This window comes from Daejeonella sp. (assembly GCF_046590655.1).
Taxonomy (GTDB): domain Bacteria; phylum Bacteroidota; class Bacteroidia; order Sphingobacteriales; family Sphingobacteriaceae; genus Daejeonella.
The window spans coordinates 1-19,579 of record NZ_JBKJUM010000083.1 but is presented as its reverse complement, the minus strand read 5'-3'; the positions used below and the strand labels follow the sequence as shown (position 1 = coordinate 19,579).

The 19,579-nt window shown below is 40.5% G+C and carries 19 protein-coding genes; 8 read left to right on the top strand and 11 right to left on the bottom strand.

The window, feature by feature from the left end; genetic code table 11:
- Window positions 1-70 precede the first annotated feature (70 nt).
- Together ACLL8Z_RS08090 and ACLL8Z_RS08085 are read left to right on the top strand one after the other, a co-directional pair.
- Entirely contained in the window at window positions 71-1,939 is a 1,869-nt protein-coding gene (locus ACLL8Z_RS08090; protein ID WP_411274263.1) for an ABC transporter ATP-binding protein, read from the top strand.
- A 137-nt stretch (window positions 1,940-2,076) separates the two neighbouring features.
- Complete coding sequence (locus ACLL8Z_RS08085) at window positions 2,077-3,468, top strand: MBL fold metallo-hydrolase (protein ID WP_411274262.1); 1,392 nt, start codon at window positions 2,077-2,079, stop codon at window positions 3,466-3,468.
- Window positions 3,469-3,493: 25 nt separating this feature from the next.
- On the opposite strand, the gene ACLL8Z_RS08080 is transcribed toward ACLL8Z_RS08085, so the two are convergent.
- The 9 genes from ACLL8Z_RS08080 to rpsO form a co-directional block, all read right to left on the bottom strand.
- Window positions 3,494-4,729, bottom strand: a complete 1,236-nt coding sequence (locus ACLL8Z_RS08080; protein ID WP_411274261.1) for a DUF1015 domain-containing protein — start codon at window positions 4,727-4,729, stop codon at window positions 3,494-3,496.
- A 37-nt stretch (window positions 4,730-4,766) separates the two neighbouring features.
- Window positions 4,767-5,726, bottom strand: coding sequence for a D-2-hydroxyacid dehydrogenase (locus ACLL8Z_RS08075; protein WP_411274260.1), 960 nt, complete (start codon window positions 5,724-5,726; stop codon window positions 4,767-4,769).
- Between the two features lie 67 nt (window positions 5,727-5,793).
- Window positions 5,794-6,879 carry a 3-phosphoserine/phosphohydroxythreonine transaminase gene (serC, locus tag ACLL8Z_RS08070; RefSeq protein ID WP_411274259.1) on the bottom strand — a complete coding sequence of 362 codons (1,086 nt, stop codon included), beginning with the start codon at window positions 6,877-6,879 and terminating at the stop codon, window positions 5,794-5,796.
- An 87-nt stretch (window positions 6,880-6,966) separates the two neighbouring features.
- Window positions 6,967-9,357 (bottom strand): carboxypeptidase regulatory-like domain-containing protein, encoded by a 2,391-nt coding sequence (locus ACLL8Z_RS08065; protein WP_411274258.1) that lies wholly within the window; start codon window positions 9,355-9,357, stop codon window positions 6,967-6,969.
- A gap of 88 nt (window positions 9,358-9,445) precedes the next feature.
- Window positions 9,446-10,117, bottom strand: coding sequence for a ribulose-phosphate 3-epimerase (gene rpe / locus ACLL8Z_RS08060; RefSeq protein ID WP_411274257.1), 672 nt, complete (start codon window positions 10,115-10,117; stop codon window positions 9,446-9,448).
- Between the two features lie 217 nt (window positions 10,118-10,334).
- Window positions 10,335-10,475, bottom strand: a complete 141-nt coding sequence (locus tag ACLL8Z_RS08055; protein WP_411274256.1) for a hypothetical protein — start codon at window positions 10,473-10,475, stop codon at window positions 10,335-10,337.
- Between the two features lie 9 nt (window positions 10,476-10,484).
- Window positions 10,485-10,676: a hypothetical protein gene (locus tag ACLL8Z_RS08050; protein WP_411274255.1), complete on the bottom strand. Its 192-nt coding sequence runs from the start codon at window positions 10,674-10,676 to the stop codon at window positions 10,485-10,487.
- A gap of 89 nt (window positions 10,677-10,765) precedes the next feature.
- Window positions 10,766-12,913, bottom strand: coding sequence for a polyribonucleotide nucleotidyltransferase (pnp, locus tag ACLL8Z_RS08045; protein ID WP_411274264.1), 2,148 nt, complete (start codon window positions 12,911-12,913; stop codon window positions 10,766-10,768).
- 116 nt (window positions 12,914-13,029) lie between these two features.
- Entirely contained in the window at window positions 13,030-13,308 is a 279-nt protein-coding gene (rpsO, locus tag ACLL8Z_RS08040) for a 30S ribosomal protein S15 (RefSeq protein WP_411274254.1), read from the bottom strand.
- A gap of 288 nt (window positions 13,309-13,596) precedes the next feature.
- Between rpsO and ACLL8Z_RS08035 the strand changes: the two genes are divergently transcribed.
- Window positions 13,597-14,019 carry an acyl-CoA thioesterase gene (locus ACLL8Z_RS08035; RefSeq protein WP_411274253.1) on the top strand — a complete coding sequence of 141 codons (423 nt, stop codon included), beginning with the start codon at window positions 13,597-13,599 and terminating at the stop codon, window positions 14,017-14,019.
- Between the two features lie 194 nt (window positions 14,020-14,213).
- On the opposite strand, the gene ACLL8Z_RS08030 is transcribed toward ACLL8Z_RS08035, so the two are convergent.
- The gene (locus tag ACLL8Z_RS08030; RefSeq protein ID WP_411274252.1) at window positions 14,214-15,206 is read right to left on the bottom strand and encodes a D-alanine--D-alanine ligase; all 993 of its coding nucleotides are present in this window, start codon (window positions 15,204-15,206) and stop codon (window positions 14,214-14,216) included.
- A 161-nt stretch (window positions 15,207-15,367) separates the two neighbouring features.
- Here ACLL8Z_RS08030 and ACLL8Z_RS08025 point away from each other — a divergent pair, with 161 nt between their 5' ends.
- Genes ACLL8Z_RS08025 through ACLL8Z_RS08005 form a run of 5 tightly spaced genes read left to right on the top strand, consistent with a single transcriptional unit; the run spans window position 15,368 to window position 18,912 of the window.
- The gene (locus ACLL8Z_RS08025) at window positions 15,368-16,129 is read left to right on the top strand and encodes a PASTA domain-containing protein (protein ID WP_411274251.1); all 762 of its coding nucleotides are present in this window, start codon (window positions 15,368-15,370) and stop codon (window positions 16,127-16,129) included.
- Window positions 16,130-16,136: 7 nt separating this feature from the next.
- Window positions 16,137-16,451, top strand: a complete 315-nt coding sequence (locus ACLL8Z_RS08020; RefSeq protein WP_411274250.1) for a rhodanese-like domain-containing protein — start codon at window positions 16,137-16,139, stop codon at window positions 16,449-16,451.
- A 1-nt stretch (window position 16,452) separates the two neighbouring features.
- Window positions 16,453-17,508 carry an endolytic transglycosylase MltG gene (mltG, locus tag ACLL8Z_RS08015; RefSeq protein WP_411274249.1) on the top strand — a complete coding sequence of 352 codons (1,056 nt, stop codon included), beginning with the start codon at window positions 16,453-16,455 and terminating at the stop codon, window positions 17,506-17,508.
- Window positions 17,508-17,915, top strand: coding sequence for an acyl-CoA thioesterase (locus ACLL8Z_RS08010; RefSeq protein WP_411274248.1), 408 nt, complete (start codon window positions 17,508-17,510; stop codon window positions 17,913-17,915). Before mltG ends, ACLL8Z_RS08010 begins: the two co-directional genes overlap by 1 nt.
- 4 nt (window positions 17,916-17,919) lie before the next feature.
- Entirely contained in the window at window positions 17,920-18,912 is a 993-nt protein-coding gene (locus ACLL8Z_RS08005) for a YihY/virulence factor BrkB family protein (RefSeq protein ID WP_411274247.1), read from the top strand.
- A 139-nt stretch (window positions 18,913-19,051) separates the two neighbouring features.
- On the opposite strand, the gene ACLL8Z_RS08000 is transcribed toward ACLL8Z_RS08005, so the two are convergent.
- Window positions 19,052-19,579, bottom strand: a 528-nt coding sequence (locus ACLL8Z_RS08000) for a S8 family serine peptidase (RefSeq protein WP_411274246.1), incomplete at its 5' end; no start/stop codon positions are given.

Below are 19,579 nucleotides of genomic sequence, written 5' to 3'. Positions count from 1 at the left end.
CGCACAACCTGCGCAAATTAGGCTAATTTTGCGCGTCATATTATTGACGAAATAATCCCAAGAATTTTAAATGGCACGTGCGCGATTAAACAGTGGAAACACCCAGTCTGAAGAACTCCCGAAGGCAAAAATCAATAAGGAAAGTTTAAAACAAGTGATGAGGCTGTTATCTTACCTCAAGCCCTATCGCACTAAGTTCTTCCTTGGTTTAGCCTGCCTGATCATATCGAGTGGCAGTTCTTTCCTTTTCCCCTTATTAATGGGAAGGCTTATCGGTACCGGAGCTCAAACTAAAACAGCCGGCGCTGTCATGCCAAAAGAAATATTAGACTCCTTCCCTACCGATATAAATACCGTTGCTCTGACTCTACTCGGAGTGTTGTTTGTTCAGTCGATATTCTCATATTTCCGAATCAACTGGTTTGTTGAAGTAGCTGAAAAAGGCCTTGCAGACATTCGCCGCGACACTTATCATAATCTGATAACACTTCCAATGAACTTCTTTTCTCAAAGAAGGGTCGGTGAGTTAAATAGCCGGCTTTCTGCCGACCTTTCTCAGATACAGGATGCGATTACAACCACCCTCGCGGAGATGATCAGGCAAATTATAATTTTTACCGGTGGGATTATTTTTCTTGTGCTCGTATCCGGCAAGTTAACACTCATGTTGCTGGCCGTACTGCCTGTTATGGTGGTTATTGCTGTAGTTTTCGGTCGTTTTATACGTCGACTTTCGCGGAAAGCTCAGGACAAATTAGCAGAATCAAATACCATTGTGGAAGAGACTCTTCAGGGAATTTCAAATGTAAAAGCCTTTGTTAACGAAGCTTATGAGGTAGGTAGATATAACAAAAGTATTCGGGAAGTGGTAAAAATTGCTATGAGGGGGGCTAGATTTAGAGGGATGTTTGCTTCCTTCATCGTATTTTGTTTGTTTGGAACAATTGTTTCTGTTGTCTGGTATGGTTCCCACCTTGTTCAGGCTGGAGAAATAAGCCTCGCCAGTATGTTTACTTTTATTTTGCTTTCCACATTTGTTGGAGCAGCAATGGGAAGTTTCCCCGAGTTGTATGCTACTATGCAGAAAGCTTTCGGTGCAAGTGAGCGTGTATTAGAGTTACTCGGCGAACAAAACGAGCCGATCTCTATGCAGGGACCGAATAATGAAATTGAACAAAAAATTGAAGGAAATCTGCGATTTAGAGATGTTGTTTTTTCTTACCCTTCCCGGAAGGAAATAACAGTTCTGAATGGTGTATCATTTGAAGCAAAAAGAGGCGAGAAAGTTGCGATAATAGGGCCAAGCGGAGCTGGAAAATCTACTATTGCCGGACTTATCTTGCGATTTTATGATGCACAGGCGGGAAATATCCTATTTGACGATAGAAATGCTTCTGAGTACTCCCTTACAGATGTGCGAAACCAGGTGGCGATAGTTCCACAGGATGTTTTGCTATTTGGCGGAACTATTCGTGAGAATATCGCTTATGGGCGATTGAATGCGAGTGAAGAAGAAATTATTACCGCTGCAAATAGAGCCAATGCACACGAATTTATAGCAGGTTTCCCAGAGGCTTACGATACCCTGGTTGGAGAGCGTGGAGTGAAACTTTCGGGTGGACAGCGTCAAAGAATAGCGATTGCACGTGCTCTTTTAAAAGATCCTGCAATTCTTATTCTCGATGAGGCAACTTCCTCGCTTGATTCAGAATCTGAACGCCTGGTCCAGGAAGCTCTGGAGGAATTAATGAAGAACAGAACTTCGATTATTATCGCACATCGCCTTTCAACAATTCGTGAAGCCGATAAGATCGTCGTCCTGGAAAAAGGCAAAGTCATTGAAAGCGGCAATCATTCTGAGCTAATGAGAAATGAAGAAGGATTGTATAGATATTTGAGTCAATTACAGCTGGAGGCTCAGGTGAGCGGTGATCAGTAATCAGTTACCAGCTGCCAGTTATCAGGCCGGATGCTTAGTAAGGTGACTAATTCAAATACTTGGTTGGTTATCCGCCCAACCTGGTAACGGGTAACGGATAACTGGCAACCAACAACCAACAACCAAAAAACTAACCAATGAAACTAACCGTTTGGGGTGCTGCACAACAAGTTACCGGGAGCATGCACCTTTTAGAAACAAATAATTACAGTATTTTAATTGACTGTGGTCTGGATTACGAAAAAGATACCTGGCTGGAAGAAAATGAGCAATTTCCTTTTATGCCCTCTGACATCGACGTAGTAATACTTACTCATGCCCATATAGATCATTCTGGAAATTTACCGACGCTGGTAAGGCACGGGTTCGAAGGCCAGATCTTATGCACTGCCCCAACGGCAGATTTAACAGAGCTTCTACTTTTAGATTCGGTAAACATTTTTCTCAACAAACAGCGGAAATCCCGAAAGGGAAAGCGCGGCTTTCACAGTGGTCCAAAGCCTCTTTTTCTGCAAAAACATGTCATGGAAACTGTCGACCGCTTTGTAACTATAGGTTTCAATAAATGCTTCCTAATAAACGGAGAGATTAGTCTAATTTTTGTGCCAGTCGGCCATTTATTGGGTGCAGCAGCTGCGGTGTTAACAGTAAAGGAACACGGTGAGACTAAGACAATAGCATTTAGTGGAGATCTCGGTCGGAAGAACTACCCGGTACTGAATGATCCTGAACCTTTGCCACAGGTTGACTATCTCGTCTGTGAATCAACATACGGTGGAAGATGGCATAAGGCTACCCAAAGTGTGGAAGAGATGTTAGTAGACACAGTAAACGAAGCCTGCGTAAAATCGCCCGGAAGGTTAATCATCCCTGCCTTCAGCGTTGGCCGGACGCAAGCATTGGTCTACTCATTAAACCGAATATTTTCTAAAGGATTATTACCACGTGTAAAAGTCTTCGTGGATAGCCCAATGGCGACTTACGCTACAGACATTTTTAGAAAACACCATCCGATTTTGAATAAAGAGGCACAGGATTTCTATAAAATGCAAGGCGATGAATTTGAATTTGAAAATCTGGAGTATATCCAGGATATGAATGCCAGTAAAGCAATTTCGAATTACTATGAACCATGTATAATCATCTCCTCGGCGGGAATGCTAGAAGGAGGTCGTATCCAGGACCATTTATATTATAATATATCCAATTATTACTGTACGATACTTTTTATCGGCTATTGTGCTAAAGGCACACTTGGCAACCGCCTGCTGCGAGGGGACCCAATTGTAAATATAAGGCACCGGGAATTATCAGTTTATGCAACGATCAAACAAACCGACCTGTTCAGTGGACATGGTGATCATAATGATCTTCTAGACTTTGTGAAACAACAGGATAACGCCCGGCTTAAAAAAGTTTTCCTTGTACATGGTGAGAATTCATCGATGGAAATCTTTAGTCAGTCCTTAAAAGAAGAAGGTTATAGCGCCGAAATTGCGGTGAAAGGGCTTTCTTATCATTTACCATAACACTCTGCGACCATCTGCGTCTTAATCAATTTATCTTGTGTGTCAGAAGCCCAGCCTGGAATTTGGGTTCAAACCACGTTGATTTTGGCGGCATCACGCGCCCCTCATCGGCAACTCTAAAAAGCTGATTAATTGAAGTGGGAAATAAAGTGAATGCTACTGCATAACTACCATTATCAACCTGCAGAATAAGATCTTCGAGGGGCAAAATCCCTCCCGAAGAGCCTATCCTGGGATCAGTTCTTGGATCAGGTATATCTAAAATGTCATTGAAAACCATTTCCTGAAGGATCGATACATCCAGTTCGGAAAGTGGATTGCCGTCCTGATAAGTTTTGCTACAAGCTTTTAGCTTATACCAAAGACCATCCAAATACATCCCGAATTCGTGCAGTTCTCCTGGTAAAACTGTGGCATCAGTGGGTTCAATGGAAAAATGCCTGCTAAGCTCCGCCAGAAATTCCGGTTTGCTCCTGCCATTCAAATCTTTAACCAGACGATGAAAAGGATAGATCTTTAACTGATCGGAAGCCATAAAGACCGATGTGAAAAAGTTGAATTCTTCAGCGCGGGTATGGTTGGGATTAAGCTCCCGTTGTCTTAAAGCTAAAAGAGAAGCAGCCGCCGCACGATGATGACCATCAGCAATATATGTAGAATCCAATTTTGCAAATTCACTTACTATAGCGCTCAAAAGGCTACTCTCGTCAGTCTTCCAAAGCTTATGTATTGCACCAGCCTTATTAAAAGAGAGTTCTGGCTGCGACAAGCAAACTTCATCGATTAGATGATCTATTTGTGGGACTGTATGGTAGGCGATCAGAACCGGATTAGCATCGATACCCGTCTGCTGTAGATAATCAATAAGGACAGCTTCACGCTCAGGTCTCGTAAATTCATGTTTTTTAATTCTATTATTCAGGTAATCATCTACAGATGTTACAGTCCAAATCCCGGTTTGTGTATTTCCTTCCCGGGAGACTTGATATACATATAAGGATGGCTTGGTTTCCTGAACTAAAACTCCCTCTTCAATAAACTCTTCGAAATTTTCATTGATCTGTTTGAAAGCCAGCTCATTTTTAGAACCTCTCAAAAAAAGATTTTCCACCTTTGGAACGAGCATATTCACAAAAGAATAGGGATTCTCCTGCCGGATAATTTTTGCCTCCTGGAGGCTTAAATTTTCGAGATCAAGCACAACCTTGCCGGCATAAGCGGGATTGGGGCGGATACCGTAGAAAGGCTTGATAGTAGGCATTAGTCTATAATTACAAATGCAAACCTTAAAAAGAAATTTACACTTTAACTGTTTTGAAAAAATCGATGATCAAATTCGCCAACTCTGTGCCTATTCTTTCCTGTGCTTCGTTTGTGGATGCGCCGATATGCGGGGTAAGGGAGACTTTCGAGTGAGTAAGTAGCTCCCGTCGCGGTGTCGGTTCATTGTCAAATACGTCAAGCCCGGCAAATGCAACTTTTCCTGAATTTAAAGCTTCCAGCAAAGCGTCCTCGTCGATCGTACCACCTCGTGAGCAATTTACAATTCCCACACCATCTTTCATTCTTTCGAATTCTTCATTACCTAAGATAGGTTTTTCCGAATACGGAACGTGAAGACTTATGAAGTCCACTTCTTTAATCAACTGATCAACACTTGTTGCTTTAATAGGGCAAGTGACCCGGATGTTTCCGGCGAGCTGAATCACCAGTTCTGAAGGAACTTCAAAGAGATCATAAGCCAGCACTTCCATTCCGAGGCCAAGGGCAACCCGGGCAGTTTCACGCCCGATTCGTCCAAAACCAATGATACCGATTTTTTTTCCGCGAAGCTCTACACCTTTAGCATATGCTTTCTTGAGATCGTTAAATTTTGAATCGCCTTCTGAGGGCATTCTGCGATTCGAATCCTGCAAAAACCGGATTCCTGTGAAAAGATGGGCAAATACCAGTTCAGCTACTGAAAGTGATGATGCAGCAGGTGTGTTAAAAACAGCTATTCCTTTACTTTTTGCGTAGTCAACGTCGATGTTGTCCATACCTACGCCACCCCTGCCAATAAGCTTTAAATTTGGACATGCATCAAGTAGATCCTGCCTGAGTTTAGTGGCACTTCTTACAGTAATGCCGTCATATTGCTTTAATCCATCTGACAATTCTGCCTGTGGGATGTGCACTATATCAACTTGAAAACCAGCTTTTTCTAATAATTCTTTACCTATTGGATCAATGCCGTCGTTGGCGAGAATACGAAACATATTAATTATAATTATTTGATTTTAAGATATAGTCAGTTACGCAAAATTAACTTTATTGCCTGTGTGATTAGGAAAATGTCTGTTGATTACGTTGTTTTTCTTCAAACTCCTGCATTGCGTCAATAAGCACATGAACACTTGTTATTGGTAACGCATTATACAATGACGCACGGAATCCACCCACACTTCTATGACCCTTAATACCGATAATGTCCCGGTCTTCAGCAAACTTCAAAAATGACTTTTCAAGTTCGGGGTTCTCCATAACAAAGCAAACGTTCATTCTTGATCTGTCTTCTATCTTACAGGTACCTTTAAATAAAAGATTACGATCAATTTCCTTATATAAGGCATCAGATTTTGAGAGATTTTCTTTTTCAATATCAGCTATTCCACCCTTGGATTTTAGCCAGCGGAGATTTAACATGGCTACATATATTGCAAATACAGGAGGCGTATTATACATTGAGCCCCCTTCAATCTGAACTTTATAATCAAGCATTGAACCCAGTTTCCGGTCGATCTTTCCAAGAATACTATCTTTGATGATCACAACCGTTACCCCAGCCGGCCCGATATTTTTTTGGGCACCTGCATAGATAAGTGAGAAGTCAGCTACATTAATAACCCTGCTCATAATATCAGACGACATGTCGCAAACAACCGGAACGGATGTTTTTGGCGTTTCGAAAAGCTCCGTACCATATATAGTATTATTTGAAGTATAATGGAAATATGCAGAATCCGCAGGAATCTGATAATCCTTTGGGATATATGTGTAATTGGCTTCTTTCGAACTAGCAACTACATCAACATTTCCGACAATCTTAGCTTCCTTGAGTGCTTTGGTCGCCCATACTCCGGTATCCAGGTATGCGGCCGATTGTCCGTCTCCGAGTAGGTTCATAGGAACCATGGAAAATTGCATTGAGGCGCCTCCTTGTAATAAGATAACCGAATAACCTTCAGGAACATTAAGCAATTCCTTAATCAGGCGAACAGTTTCGTCAACTACCTGCTCAAACTCCGGAGAACGATGAGATATTTCTAATATAGATAAGCCGGTACCATTAAATTCGAGTACTGCCTGTGCAGCCTGTTTAAAAACTTCCTGAGGTAAGATGCAGGGGCCTGCACCAAAATTATATGTCATGGTATAAGGATTGATTGCTCAAAAATAGCAGAATATTCTGAGACATTCGCCCTTTCTAAAGCCATAATCCCAAATCGTGACATATTTCTAACGGCTTTTTAGCTTTGCTGTAATTCGAAAATTAAATTTCCGGAAGGTCAGATAGTTAGGCACAGCATATTGAACTGCATTAACATCCTTTAGCCAAAGATAAGATGCTGTATTCTTATTATTCAGAAGATTAAACACTTCCGCGTGTGCACTTAACGACTGGAAATATTTTTTGAAAAAAGGAATAATTTTCCGGCTATCAGGATCTACAAAATCTTTAGAGAAACCTATATCAACGCGTTTGTATGCAGGAATTTTAAAAACGTCTTTATATCGCGGTGATCCAGTCGGCCCGGTAGGTAATGACGATGCGAAAAGAAGGTTTAGGTGTACTTTGTAGGTAGGGTTTTGTTGAAGTCTGTCCTGAAATAATATTCCAAGATTTATTCGCTGATCCGTTGGCCGCTTCAAATATCCGGGCATAATGGTAGTGTTTGTTATGCCCGTACCTCCCTTTATGGTATATTGATCGCCTTTTATATCTTCTTCTGTTTTCATTACAGAAAGGCGAAATGTTGACTCCAGCGCTTTAGCAAAAGTACCAGCAAGGCTGAAATCCATCCCGGCTGCATAACCCTTCGACTGCTGATCTGAAAAATACAGAACCCTCAGATCCTCTGTTTTATATGGTGTAAGGCGGCTAAGAAACTTGTAGTAAACTTCTGAGGTAAACTTCAACCTTGTACCCAGGCCGTTAAATTTGCTGTCCACGCCACTTAATATTTGATATGAGCGCTGAGATCTGGCGTCCGGATTTATGCTGCCATTGAAATTTCGTAGTTCACGATAGTAGGGAGCCTGCGCATAAGCACCAGCTGAGAATCTCAACAACAAATCGTCGGAATTATCCGGGTAGTACATAAATGATACCCTCGGACTAATTAATAATTCCTTCGTAAAGGAATTATAATTCGCCCTTATGCCAGCAGCGAAAGTTAAGTATGGGCTTAAATTAAACGTATTTTGAAAAAAACCATTGATCCTCCTCACATTTACATCATTCTGCTCATTGATTAAATCTGAGTATATAAAGTTTCCATTTCCCGGCCGTGAATAACCTGTCGAATCCAATCCGATATATTCATTGATATCGTCATTGATTTCATCTTTTTGAATCCTCGCTCCCATTTCCAGAAATGATTTCCGGTACTGTTTGTAAACTCTCAACTCAGAGTTATAAATAAGTGAATGAATACGATTACGTGTAAAATCATATTGACTTCCTCGGCCTAGCAAATTGCCACTATTTCCGGTGCCGAGTCCATCCCGTTCATCAAAAGTATACAGGCCTAACAAATCCGTATTTTCACTTTCATCTATCCCTGTTAAAGAACTTACCCATTTTATGCTTGAGGTGTTCGAAAAATTATAGCCTAAAGAAATAGCACCCATCGCCGAGGCATATCGTATTGACTCCGTGCCATCGTAATTAACAAATAACTTCAAGACCTCATCTGAAGTGCCAAATTCAGTTTCCCTTTGTCCCGGAAGTACATCCAGCTCGCCTTTATTGTAATTTCCGAATAAGGAGAAATTAATTTTAGGCGAAATTTCTTGTTTATATAGAATCTGGTAATCTGAAAATCTAGAACTAAAATTTCCAACTAAATTCTGTCTCTTTAACAAATCCTGGTTTTTTTTATTTCTGAAGCCCACGAGAATAAAACTGTTTTTAAAAGGCACTTTTAATGTTGCAGAACTTCCAAGAAAACTGGCAGATGCCTCCAAAGAAAACGTGTCGGGCTTTGCGTACCTTACATCTAATACTGACGACAGTTTATCTCCGTATCGAGCTTCGAAACCTCCAGCTGAGAATCTTACGTTAGTCGCCATATCAGGGTTTACAAATCCCAGACTTTCCTGCTGACCTTTGCTAATCGACAATGGGCGAAATATTTCAATATCATTCAAATAGAGAAGGTTTTCATCAAAATTACCGCCTCGCACAGAGTATTGCGAACTTAGCTCATTATTGGCTGACACCCCCGGCATATTTTTAATCAAGTTTTCAAAGCTCCCCGAAACACTTGGATAAGCACTAAATTTGTCAGGGTCTACAAGTTTGAAATTGCTGCCGCTGAATTTTTCAGTTATGTTTATTTCATCCAGGGATTGTACCTCGGAAAGTAATTCCACATCCTGTGAATTTTCACGCGAAGCCAGCAATCCTAATTGAAGTGTTACAGTTTTGAATCCGAGACGGGAGAATGTCAAATTAATATTAAGTGGAACAGAAGTGATGGAGTAAGTACCATCGCGATCAGTCTGGGTGATATATTTTGAGCCTTTAACCTGTACTGTCACACCGCTAAGCAACTCCCCTCTGGAAGAGCGTACAGTACCTCGGATTGTTGAAACCTCCTGCCCACTTGCTGTTAATGAAAACATTAAAACAGCGATAGTAAAGAAATATCGAAAATCAAATGGTAAAAAGACAAAAAGACAATAGGTTCTGATTTGGCGCTTCACATGCAGATCAAGCTGTTAACATATCCGAATTTAAATGTTTTAATTCAGAAATAGCTATAGAAGGATCATTAGCCGCAAATACTGCATTACCCGCTACAAGAACATTTGCTCCGGCCTTTAAAAGTGATAAGGCGTTGTGGGATCCTACACCTCCATCGATCTCGACCAAAAGGTCATTATTGCGCCCTGAAGCAAGCAAACGTAATGTCCGGATCTTTCGGTAAGTGTTCTCTATAAACTTTTGTCCACCAAAACCGGGGTTGACAGACATTATGCAAACAAGATCAACGTAATCGATTATATCTTCAAGAACATTAACCGGGGTGTGCGGATTTATTGCTACCCCTGCCCTACATCCTAATTCTTTTATTGCACCAAGAGTGCGATGAAGATGTGTGCATGCTTCATAATGCACCGTTATGTTTGCTGCACCAGCATTTTTAAAATCCTCCAGATATCTGTCAGGATTCATAATCATCAGATGCACATCCAAGGGCTTGGTCGCATATCTATTAATTGCATTTAAAACAGGGAAACCATAGGAGATATTGGGAACAAACATCCCATCCATAATATCAATATGGAACCAGTCGGCCTCACTTTGATTGATCATGATAATATCCTTTTGCAAATTGGCAAAATCGGCAGAGAGTACTGAAGGGGCGATTAAATGGGTCATGGGATAAATCTACAGTTTTGGAAGATACTTACGAAGACTAAGTAAGAAGTACTAGAGACCTTCTTCAGTTATCTTTTTTATTTTTTTGAGCTCAATTATATCCAGTCGATCCTTTATTCTGTTGGCCGACTTTTTCGAGTCAATTAAATGATTAATATGAAGGAATGGCACTTCTACATCATATATAGAAGCAATTGATGCTAAGTTGTAATAATGGCTAAACGATTGCGTAAGTCCTTTTACGGAGGTCATGATATCCGTGAAGGTTTGTTGCTACGCCACCGATCATAATATATTTAAGATCGTCTTCAAAGGCGATTTTCCAAAAGCGGAATAGTTCTTCGTCGAAGACATCCATCGCAGATGATTATTCTGTATCAGGAAAGGGTTTATGTTTAACTGTTGTCTGGCGAAGCATTTGATTCATTTTCATAAGCTTAGTCATCATATGAAAGCGCTCGGTGTGAGATCTCATCAAGGCAGATTTCAGCAAGTCCATTTCAGCTTTTTCGTAATCTGCTGTTGGCTCCTTTAAAATAATATCCTTTTGTTTACTCATAACAGTGCAATTTACTACAATTGCTAAGAAAAAACAAAAACCTGACCAGATTACTCCGGTCAGGTTTAATAATATATCAACCTTCAAAATTAAGCTTCCGCAGGCTTATTCTCTTCTGGTCTTGGAGGACGTGGAAGTAATGCTTTGCGTGAAAGCTTTAGTTTTCCCTGTTTGTCTACATCCAGAAGTTTAACCTGTACTATATCACCAACATTCAGGACGCCATCCATAGTTTCGTGACGCGTCCAATCAATCTCAGAGATATGAAGAAGTCCGTCTTTACCAGGCATGATCTCAACGAAAGCGCCAAATGGCATAATCGTTTTAACCTTTCCTTCGTAAGTTTCGCCAACTTCAGGCCTTGCAGCTATAGCTCTGATACGGCTAACGGCCTTATCAATTGCTTCTTTGTTATCCGCAAAGATTTGTACGATACCAAGATTATCTTTTTCTTCAATAGCGATGGTAGCGCCAGTTTCGCGCTGCATTTCCTGAATGATCTTACCACCGGGACCTATAACAGCGCCAATGAATTCTTTATCGATTTTTAGGGTTACAATACGCGGTGCATGTGGTTTGTAATCTTCACGAGGTGCAGAAATGGTTTTCTTCATTTCATTTAAGATATGAAGACGTGCTTCACCGGCTTGCTTTAAAGCAGCGGTTAATACTTCCCATTTCAATCCATTGATTTTCAAGTCCATTTGACAAGCAACTATACCTGCTTCCGTTCCGGTAACTTTAAAATCCATATCCCCTAAGTGATCTTCATCACCAAGAATATCGCTCAAGATTGCATACCTGCCAGTTTTTTCATCAGTGATCAATCCCATTGCAATTCCTGAAACAGGAGCTTTGATTTTCACACCGGCATCCATCAGTGCAAGCGTACCTGCACAAACTGTTGCCATTGATGAAGAACCATTGGATTCAAGGATATCAGAAACGATACGGATAGTATAGGGGTTATCATCCATAGGGATAACTTTCTTTAAAGAACGCATCGCGAGGTTACCATGACCAATCTCACGACGGCCGGCACCACGGTTAGGGCGAACTTCACCTGTTGAGAAACCTGGGAAGTTATAATGCAAAAGGAATTTCTGGTATCCGTTAAAGAATGCACCATCAATCATCTGCTCATCAGATTTGGCACCCAAAGTAACAGTAGTTAACGATTGTGTTTCTCCTCTGGTGAATACTGCTGAACCGTGCGCAGATGGCAGGTATCCAATTTCACTCCAAATTGGGCGGACAGTACGTACATCCCGTCCGTCTAAGCGAATGCCTTCGTCGAGAACCAGGTTACGGATTGCGTCATATTGTACATCATGAAAGTATTTTTTTGCAAGAAAGCCGGTTGTATCATCCAGATCTTCACCTAAGGTGGCGATAAAATTCATCAGGATTGCACCGAATGCATCACCTCTTTCCTGCTTTCCTGAATTAGATTTCGCAACAGCGTAAACCTTATCGTATGTCACTGCATACACATTTTTTTTAAGCTCTTCATTATGAGATTCATGGGTGTACTCACGTTTCTTAGTCTTTCCGACCATTTCAGCAAGTTCTTTTTGAGCTTGAACCTGGATCACAATCGCTTTGTGTGCAAATTCAATAGCAGCAACCATATCCTCTTCAGAGATCTCATCAGCTTCACCTTCAACCATTACAATGTCATGCTCAGTTCCTGCGACAAGGAAATCGATAGTAGCTCTTTCCAGATCACTTAGATAAGGATTAATTACAAAGTTTCCATCAATACGTGCAACACGTACTTCTGAAATCGGGCCGTTAAACGGAATATCGGATACAGCAATCGCTGCAGATGCTGCAAGTCCCGCAAGACAATCAGGCATGATATTTTTATCAGCCGAAATCAAAGAAATCATTACCTGGGTATCCGAATGATAATCATCGGGAAACATTGGGCGAAGGGCCCGGTCAACTAAACGTGAGATAAGAACTTCATGATCTGAAAGCCTTGCTTCACGACGTAAGAACCCGCCGGGAATACGTCCGGTAGACGCATATTTTTCCTGATAATCAACAGATAGTGGTAAGAAATCTGTGCCAGCTTTAGCACCTATTGTAGAAACAACAGTTGCAAGGAGCATCGTATCTCCCATTTTCACTACTACTGAACCATCAGCTTGCTTCGCTAGCTTTCCGGTTTCAATCTCGATCATACGGCCATCGCCCAGATCGAATACTTTTTTAATTGCGTTTTGACTCATTTGCTTTTCGTTGCGATGTACTTTTCCTCTTTTGAATACACCATCTTTTATATTTGGTTGTTTTTTCAACTAAAAAAGCCATCCCATAAGGATGGCTTCGCAATTTTCTGCTAAGATTATTTTATAATGTCTCTTAACTCTAATGCTTTGATAATCGCACGATACCTGTTGATATCTTTTTTGTAAAGATACGCAAGCAGGGCACGACGTTTACCTACAAGTTTCTGAAGAGATAATTGTGTAGAAAAATCCTTCTTGTTTTTTTTCAAATGCCCGGTTAAATGAGCAATACGGGAGGTAAATAATGCTACCTGCCCTTCCGCAGAACCTGTGTCTGTAGCACCTTTTCCGTGCCTGGCAAAAATGTCTGCCTTGTACTCTATACTTAAATACATTACCTGAATAATATTAAAGCGTGAATTGATTTGTTAATTGTTTGCAAAGATACAATTGATTGATGTAAATTGCAAGTGCGTTTTAGATACTGGATGTCTGGTACCTGTTGCGGGAGTTCGGCTACCTGTTGCCAGTTACCTGTTGCCTGACAGGATGCCTGAATCGGCAACTAATTACTTTTGAATTCCATCATTTTTAAGCGACGATATACATCTAGCCTGGTAACGGACGACTGATAACTGACAGCATTTCCTTTTCCCAATAATTACCCCGAATTTCGTCACACAATGGAAACTCCCAAAACCTACAGCAGCTTCAAAACCGAATTTAAAGTTCGTCCCGATGATATTGATATGTTCAACCATGTACATAACAGCACGTATTTTGACTACGTTCTTGCGGCCAGGTACGAACAAATGGAGGTGTGTTATAAAATGCCAATGGAAACTTTCCTCGAGCAAGGGTATGGCTGGGTGGTAAGAACTGCTTATGTCGACTACAAACGGCCTTTAGGGTTGGGAGATACTTTCAGTGTTGAAACTGGAATTGAGACTATCAATCCCAAAGGTGCGAGGGTTAAATTTGAAATTGTTAATCTCAAAACCCGAAAAGTATCCTGTGATGGATGGTTTGATTACGTTATGATCGTTACTAATACCGGAAAAGGAGTGAAAGTGTCGGAGGATATGATACGTAGGTACTCTATTTAATAAGTCATCGGTAAATGTCAGTGAACGTTTTCGGCTGTTCCCCGATTTATTCGGGGATCTCGTGACGACACGCGGCCTCCAGCCGCTGTGTCGACAAACCTATCTCGCTTGCATAAATCTTGCAATCGAATACAGCTCCGCTGAGGTTTAGAACCCAGATTGTTTGAAATGTGTTGAGGACGCGAGCTGCGCCGCTATCGGGTCTCTAAAGCTTTTTCAATTAACTCCCCATAAAATTCCCCAATAACCATTCCTGCTGCCTTTACCTGCTGAGGAATGAAACTTTGAGCTGTCTGGCCGGGTATAGTATTAATCTCTACAAAGTAAAATTTGCTGGTCTCATGCTGCAAGAAGTAATCGATTCTTACCATCCCGCGGCAATTAAGCTTGATGTAAACGTCCTTTGCAATGCGTTCAACATTCGCTTTCTCCTCTTCACTCATTCTTCCCGGTGTAATTTCCTCAGTTGCGCCCGGGGTATATTTAGCTTCAAAGTCAAAAAAGTCATTAGAAGGAATCACTTCGGTAGCGGGCAGGACGGTAATTCCGTTTTTCCCCTCATAAACACCCACTGAAAATTCTCTCCCATGGATAAACTCTTCGACCAGCACCTGAGTATCTTCCCTGAAAGCCTTATCGAGCGCCGAAGGGAGCTCTTCTGAAGTTTTTACTTTACTCATTCCAATGCTACTGCCGCCGTTATTTGGTTTGATAAATAAAGGTAGCTTAAGGTTAGTAAGTAATATAGTGGGGGTTTTTTCTGAGTTTTCAAATAACTGTATCGATTTAGCAATATGAAGTTCCGGAATCCCGTTTACTATTGCTTTCGAATACCCCTTATTCATAGTAAGTGATGAAGTAAGGGCATCACAACTTGTATAGGGAATATCAAGCATATCAAAATACCCCTGAAGTTTTCCGTCTTCTCCGGGCGAGCCGTGAAGCATAATAAAAACGACATCAAAAATTATCTTGTTTTCACCAGGTTTGATACTAAAATCATTCCGGTCGACTGGGTATTTTATTTGGTATTCATCTTCATAATACCACTCATCCTTGAGTATCACAACCTTATATACTTCGAATTTCGTCTGGTCTATCTGCGACTCCACAAATGCGGAGCTTTTAATGGAAACAACAGACTCACCAGTAAATCCGCCTGTTACTAATGCTACTATCTTCTTCATTGCCCCAAATATATTGTAAAAATCATTCGCACTCTAAGCGTGCTTTATTTTTATCTTCGGTATTGCCTAATTTTGAATTATTTTTGGAATCTAAATGCTGTTTAATTAAATAGCACGTTACTATAATGGAATATCAACATATTTAATAATAAGCAGCTTTAATGGGCAAATTTTTTGATTACTTAAAAACCAAAACCTTTCGGAAAAATCTCATTATTGCTGCAGTTTCAATTATCGCATTTCTGCTGTTCATTTTCTACAGTCTCGGTTTTTACACCCATCATGGTGAAGGAATGCCGGTTCCAAAGCTTAAGGGGCTAAGCATCGGGAGGGCAATCGAACTTCTGGAAGCCGAAGGATTAAGATATCAGATCAACGATTCAGTTTATCTTATCGACAAAGAACCTGGTATAGTAGTAGAACAGGATCCGGATCCTAACACGAATGTGAAAGCTAACCGCACTATCTACCTCATTATTACCAGGGACGCTCCCAATATTAAGTTTCCCGACATTGCGGGCAAAACCTATCTGGAGGTGCGATCTATCTTAAACAATTACCAGTTAAAAGTTGGCGACACATCATATGTTTCGGATGTTGCCAGGGATGTTGTAATAAGTTCAGCCTTTGGAGGAAATATTATTTTGAAAGGCCAGCAGATACCCAAAGGATCAAGGGTAGACCTTGTATTGGGTGATGGCCTTGGCGCTAGTGAGGTAGATATTCCGAACTTGCTTGGCCTAAACCTTAACGAAGCCAGACTCTCGCTTTTAGGCTCCTCCCTAAGGCTGGGCGAAGTAAGTTTTGAGGGATCTGTCATTGACTCGGCTGGTGCAAAGATCATTCGCCAATTTCCTGCAATAAGTGATACTCTGAATAAGGTAAGTATCGGTACGCAAATTGATGTTGTCTTAAGCAACTAAAAAAGCTATGAATATTTCCGCAGCGGACTTTAATTCAAGTTATAAGGAAAACAATTCCCTGACAATTATAGATGTACGGGAAAAGCTTGAATTTGATACATTTAATCTGGGAGGTACTAATATTCCTCTTGGTACGCTTATTAGCGAAATTGAGGACCTTGAATATAGCAAAGACGAAGAAATTATAGTAATCTGCCAGCACGGCTTGAGGAGTGAAACTGCCAGGCAGATTTTATCCCAGAAAGGATATATAAACGTCCGAAACTTGAACGGGGGTTTATTGGCAATGCAGAAACTAAAATCACAAACATCATTAAGATAGAATGACCGCAGTTACAACAAATAAAACTAGTTTGAAATTAAAAGGCTTAATTGCTTTGGGAATAGTTTTTATCATCATGCTGGCCGGAACAGCTTTTAATTATTATCTTAAATATTTCGGTCCCAATGTTACAGATAACACAGATTATCTTTACATCAAAACCGGTTCCAATTTTGATGATGTTTACAATACGATCAAAACAGACGGCATAGTTAAAGACGATATTTCCTTTCTGAATGCTGCAAATAACATGGAATACCCTAAAAGTGTTAAACCCGGTAGATATCCTTTGACAAAAGGAATGAGCAACCGTTCTTTTATCAATATGCTGAAAGCAGGAAACCAGGAGCCCGTTAAAATATCATTTCAGAACGTGAGGTTAAAACAAACCCTTGCCGGCATGGTTGCAAAAAAACTCGAAACTGATTCTGCATCAATAGGGAGATTATTAGACTCTGCAGGTTTCGTAGAAAAGTATGGTTTCAATACTGACAATGTATATACCATGTTCATCCCGAATTCTTATGAAGTATACTGGAATACTTCAGCGGAAAAGTTCTTTACGAGAATGCACGACGAATATAAAAAATTCTGGACACCCGAGCGTAAAAGCAAAGCGGAAAAGATAGACCTAACTCCTGCCGAGGTAAGTGTTCTGGCATCTATTGTAGATGGAGAGGCTCTAATGGATAAAGAGATGCCGACGATTGCGGGCCTTTATATGAACCGGTTAAAAAAAGGGATGAAGCTTGAAGCTGATCCGACTGTTATTTATGCTGCAAATGATTTTTCAATTCGGAGAGTTCTGAACAAACACCTTCGGATCAGCTCGCCATACAATACCTATATGAACACAGGCCTTCCACCAGGGCCGATTGGCATGCCAAGTATTAATGCTATTGATGCGGTGCTCAATCATTCAAGCCATAATTATATTTATATGTGTGCAAAAGAAGATTTTTCAGGTTATCATAACTTTGCAATGACTTTGACTGAACACTCCAGAAATGCAAGGAAATTCCAGCAGGCATTGAACGAGCGAAATATCAAGAAATAATGTTTGTTCATTCAACTAAAATCCGGGTACGCTATGCCGATACAGACCAAATGGGATATATGTATTACGGAAATTACGCGGAATTCTACGAGGTTGGCCGTGTAGAAATGCTGAGGAGCCTGGGACTGACTTATAAATCGATGGAGGAATCCGGAATAATTATGCCGGTTACCGAGCTTAAATGTAAATACATCAAACCGGCTTTCTATGACGAAGAAATCACTGTAAAAGTTTTAATGGAGCGTATGCCGGCAGTGAGGATCCATTTCAAATACGAGTTATCGAACGAAAAAGAAGAATTAATAAATCTTGGCGAAACTACACTGGTATTTATCAGACAGGAAAATAATCGGCCATGCTACCCTCCCGACGATTTTTTGAATAAGCTTAAAGTTCATTTTAATTAAATCTATGATCTGGCTGCATAAATTACTTTTGAGACTAAGACCTTATTATCTGCTTATCGAGTGGACTAAGGTGATGATCCTGCCAGGTTTTAGCCCGTTGCCAGTATATACCGTAGCAAGCTTCTTTTTCATGGAAATAGGAAAAGACGAACTTATAAATAAAGCTTCTTCCCTCGCTTACAACTTTATGCTGGCCATTTTTCCGGCTATAATTTTTATTTTTACCTTAATACCTTATATTCCAATACCTGGTTTCCAGAATCAGTTGATGGAACTCATTGCCCTTGTTTTACCGCTGGAGGCGTATGAAGCGGTTAAAACAACTATGATGGATATAGTAAATAACCAGAATTCGCAATTGCTTTCTTTTGGTTTTATTCTAGCCTTGTTTTTTGCAACCAATGGGGTACATACGCTGATGCAGGCGTTTAATAAGTCATCTCTTCTTATGGAAACCCGTCCATGGCTTAAACAGCGCCTTGTAGCAGTTTACCTTACTCTTCTGATATCATTCGCACTAATTTTCGGTTTGATCATTATGACCATTGGAGAATATGTATTCGGCATGCTACAAACAGAATTGCGTTTTAAAGACTCTTTTTGGGTGCACCTCGTCAATACAGGGCGCTGGTTTATCCTGATAGTTGTTTACTTCGTTACGATATCACTTTTATATCGCTATGGCCCTGCCCATCCTAAAAAATGGAAATTCTTTAGTGCAGGTTCATGGATGGCAACAATCCTCGCCATTTTTACTTTTTGGGGATTCTCCTACTACATCAACAATTTCGGGAACTACAATAAACTTTACGGATCAATCGGTACCCTAATTGTCCTCATGATCTGGCTGTATCTTAACTCTCTTATTATCCTCGTAGGATTTGAATTAAACGCCAGCATAGATCTTTCCAAACGGAGTATCCGGATTGTTAAGCCGAAATTTAATACGTTCAAAGCAGCACCCCCGATCGTGGAGAAACTGGAAAGTAAAACATAGTTTCTAACAGGACTTTTTTAAAAAGATAAAGCCTGATAGTAAGCTACCAGGCTTTATTTATTTGTAAGAATTTAATAATTTTATATAGTATTCTTCTTGCTCAGGTGCATTACCAAATATGCTGATATAATAGCCTGCTTTAAAAGCCGCCGACATTTAACCTTCCGCCGGTTAAACACTTACCATTTAAAGAGGCAGTATTAAGAGTTGTAGTTAAAATAGCATTCTTAATTTGTGATGCTGACGCTGACGGATTTGAGGATACATACAATGCGACCGCACCAGTGACATGCGGTGTTGCCATAGAAGTTCCACTATAGCTACCATAAGAAGAAACTATTTTCCCTTTACTACTTACCGGTAAGGTAGAGGTAATTGCGGAGCCGGGAGCACCCAGATCTACAGTTTGGAGACCATAATTGGAAAAACTAGAAATGCTACCATCCTTTACAATTGAGGCCACTGCGATAATGTTCTCACTTGTATATGAAGATGGATATCTAATGGTTACATCATTATTAGTTCCATCATTTCCTGCCGCAGCAATAAACAAAATATTTTGTAAACCGGCTCTATCAATAGCGTCTTTTAAAGCCTGGGAAAAGCCACCTCCGCCCCAGGAATTATTAGTGGCAGGAAGATTAAGAGCATGTCTTACTTTTAAGTC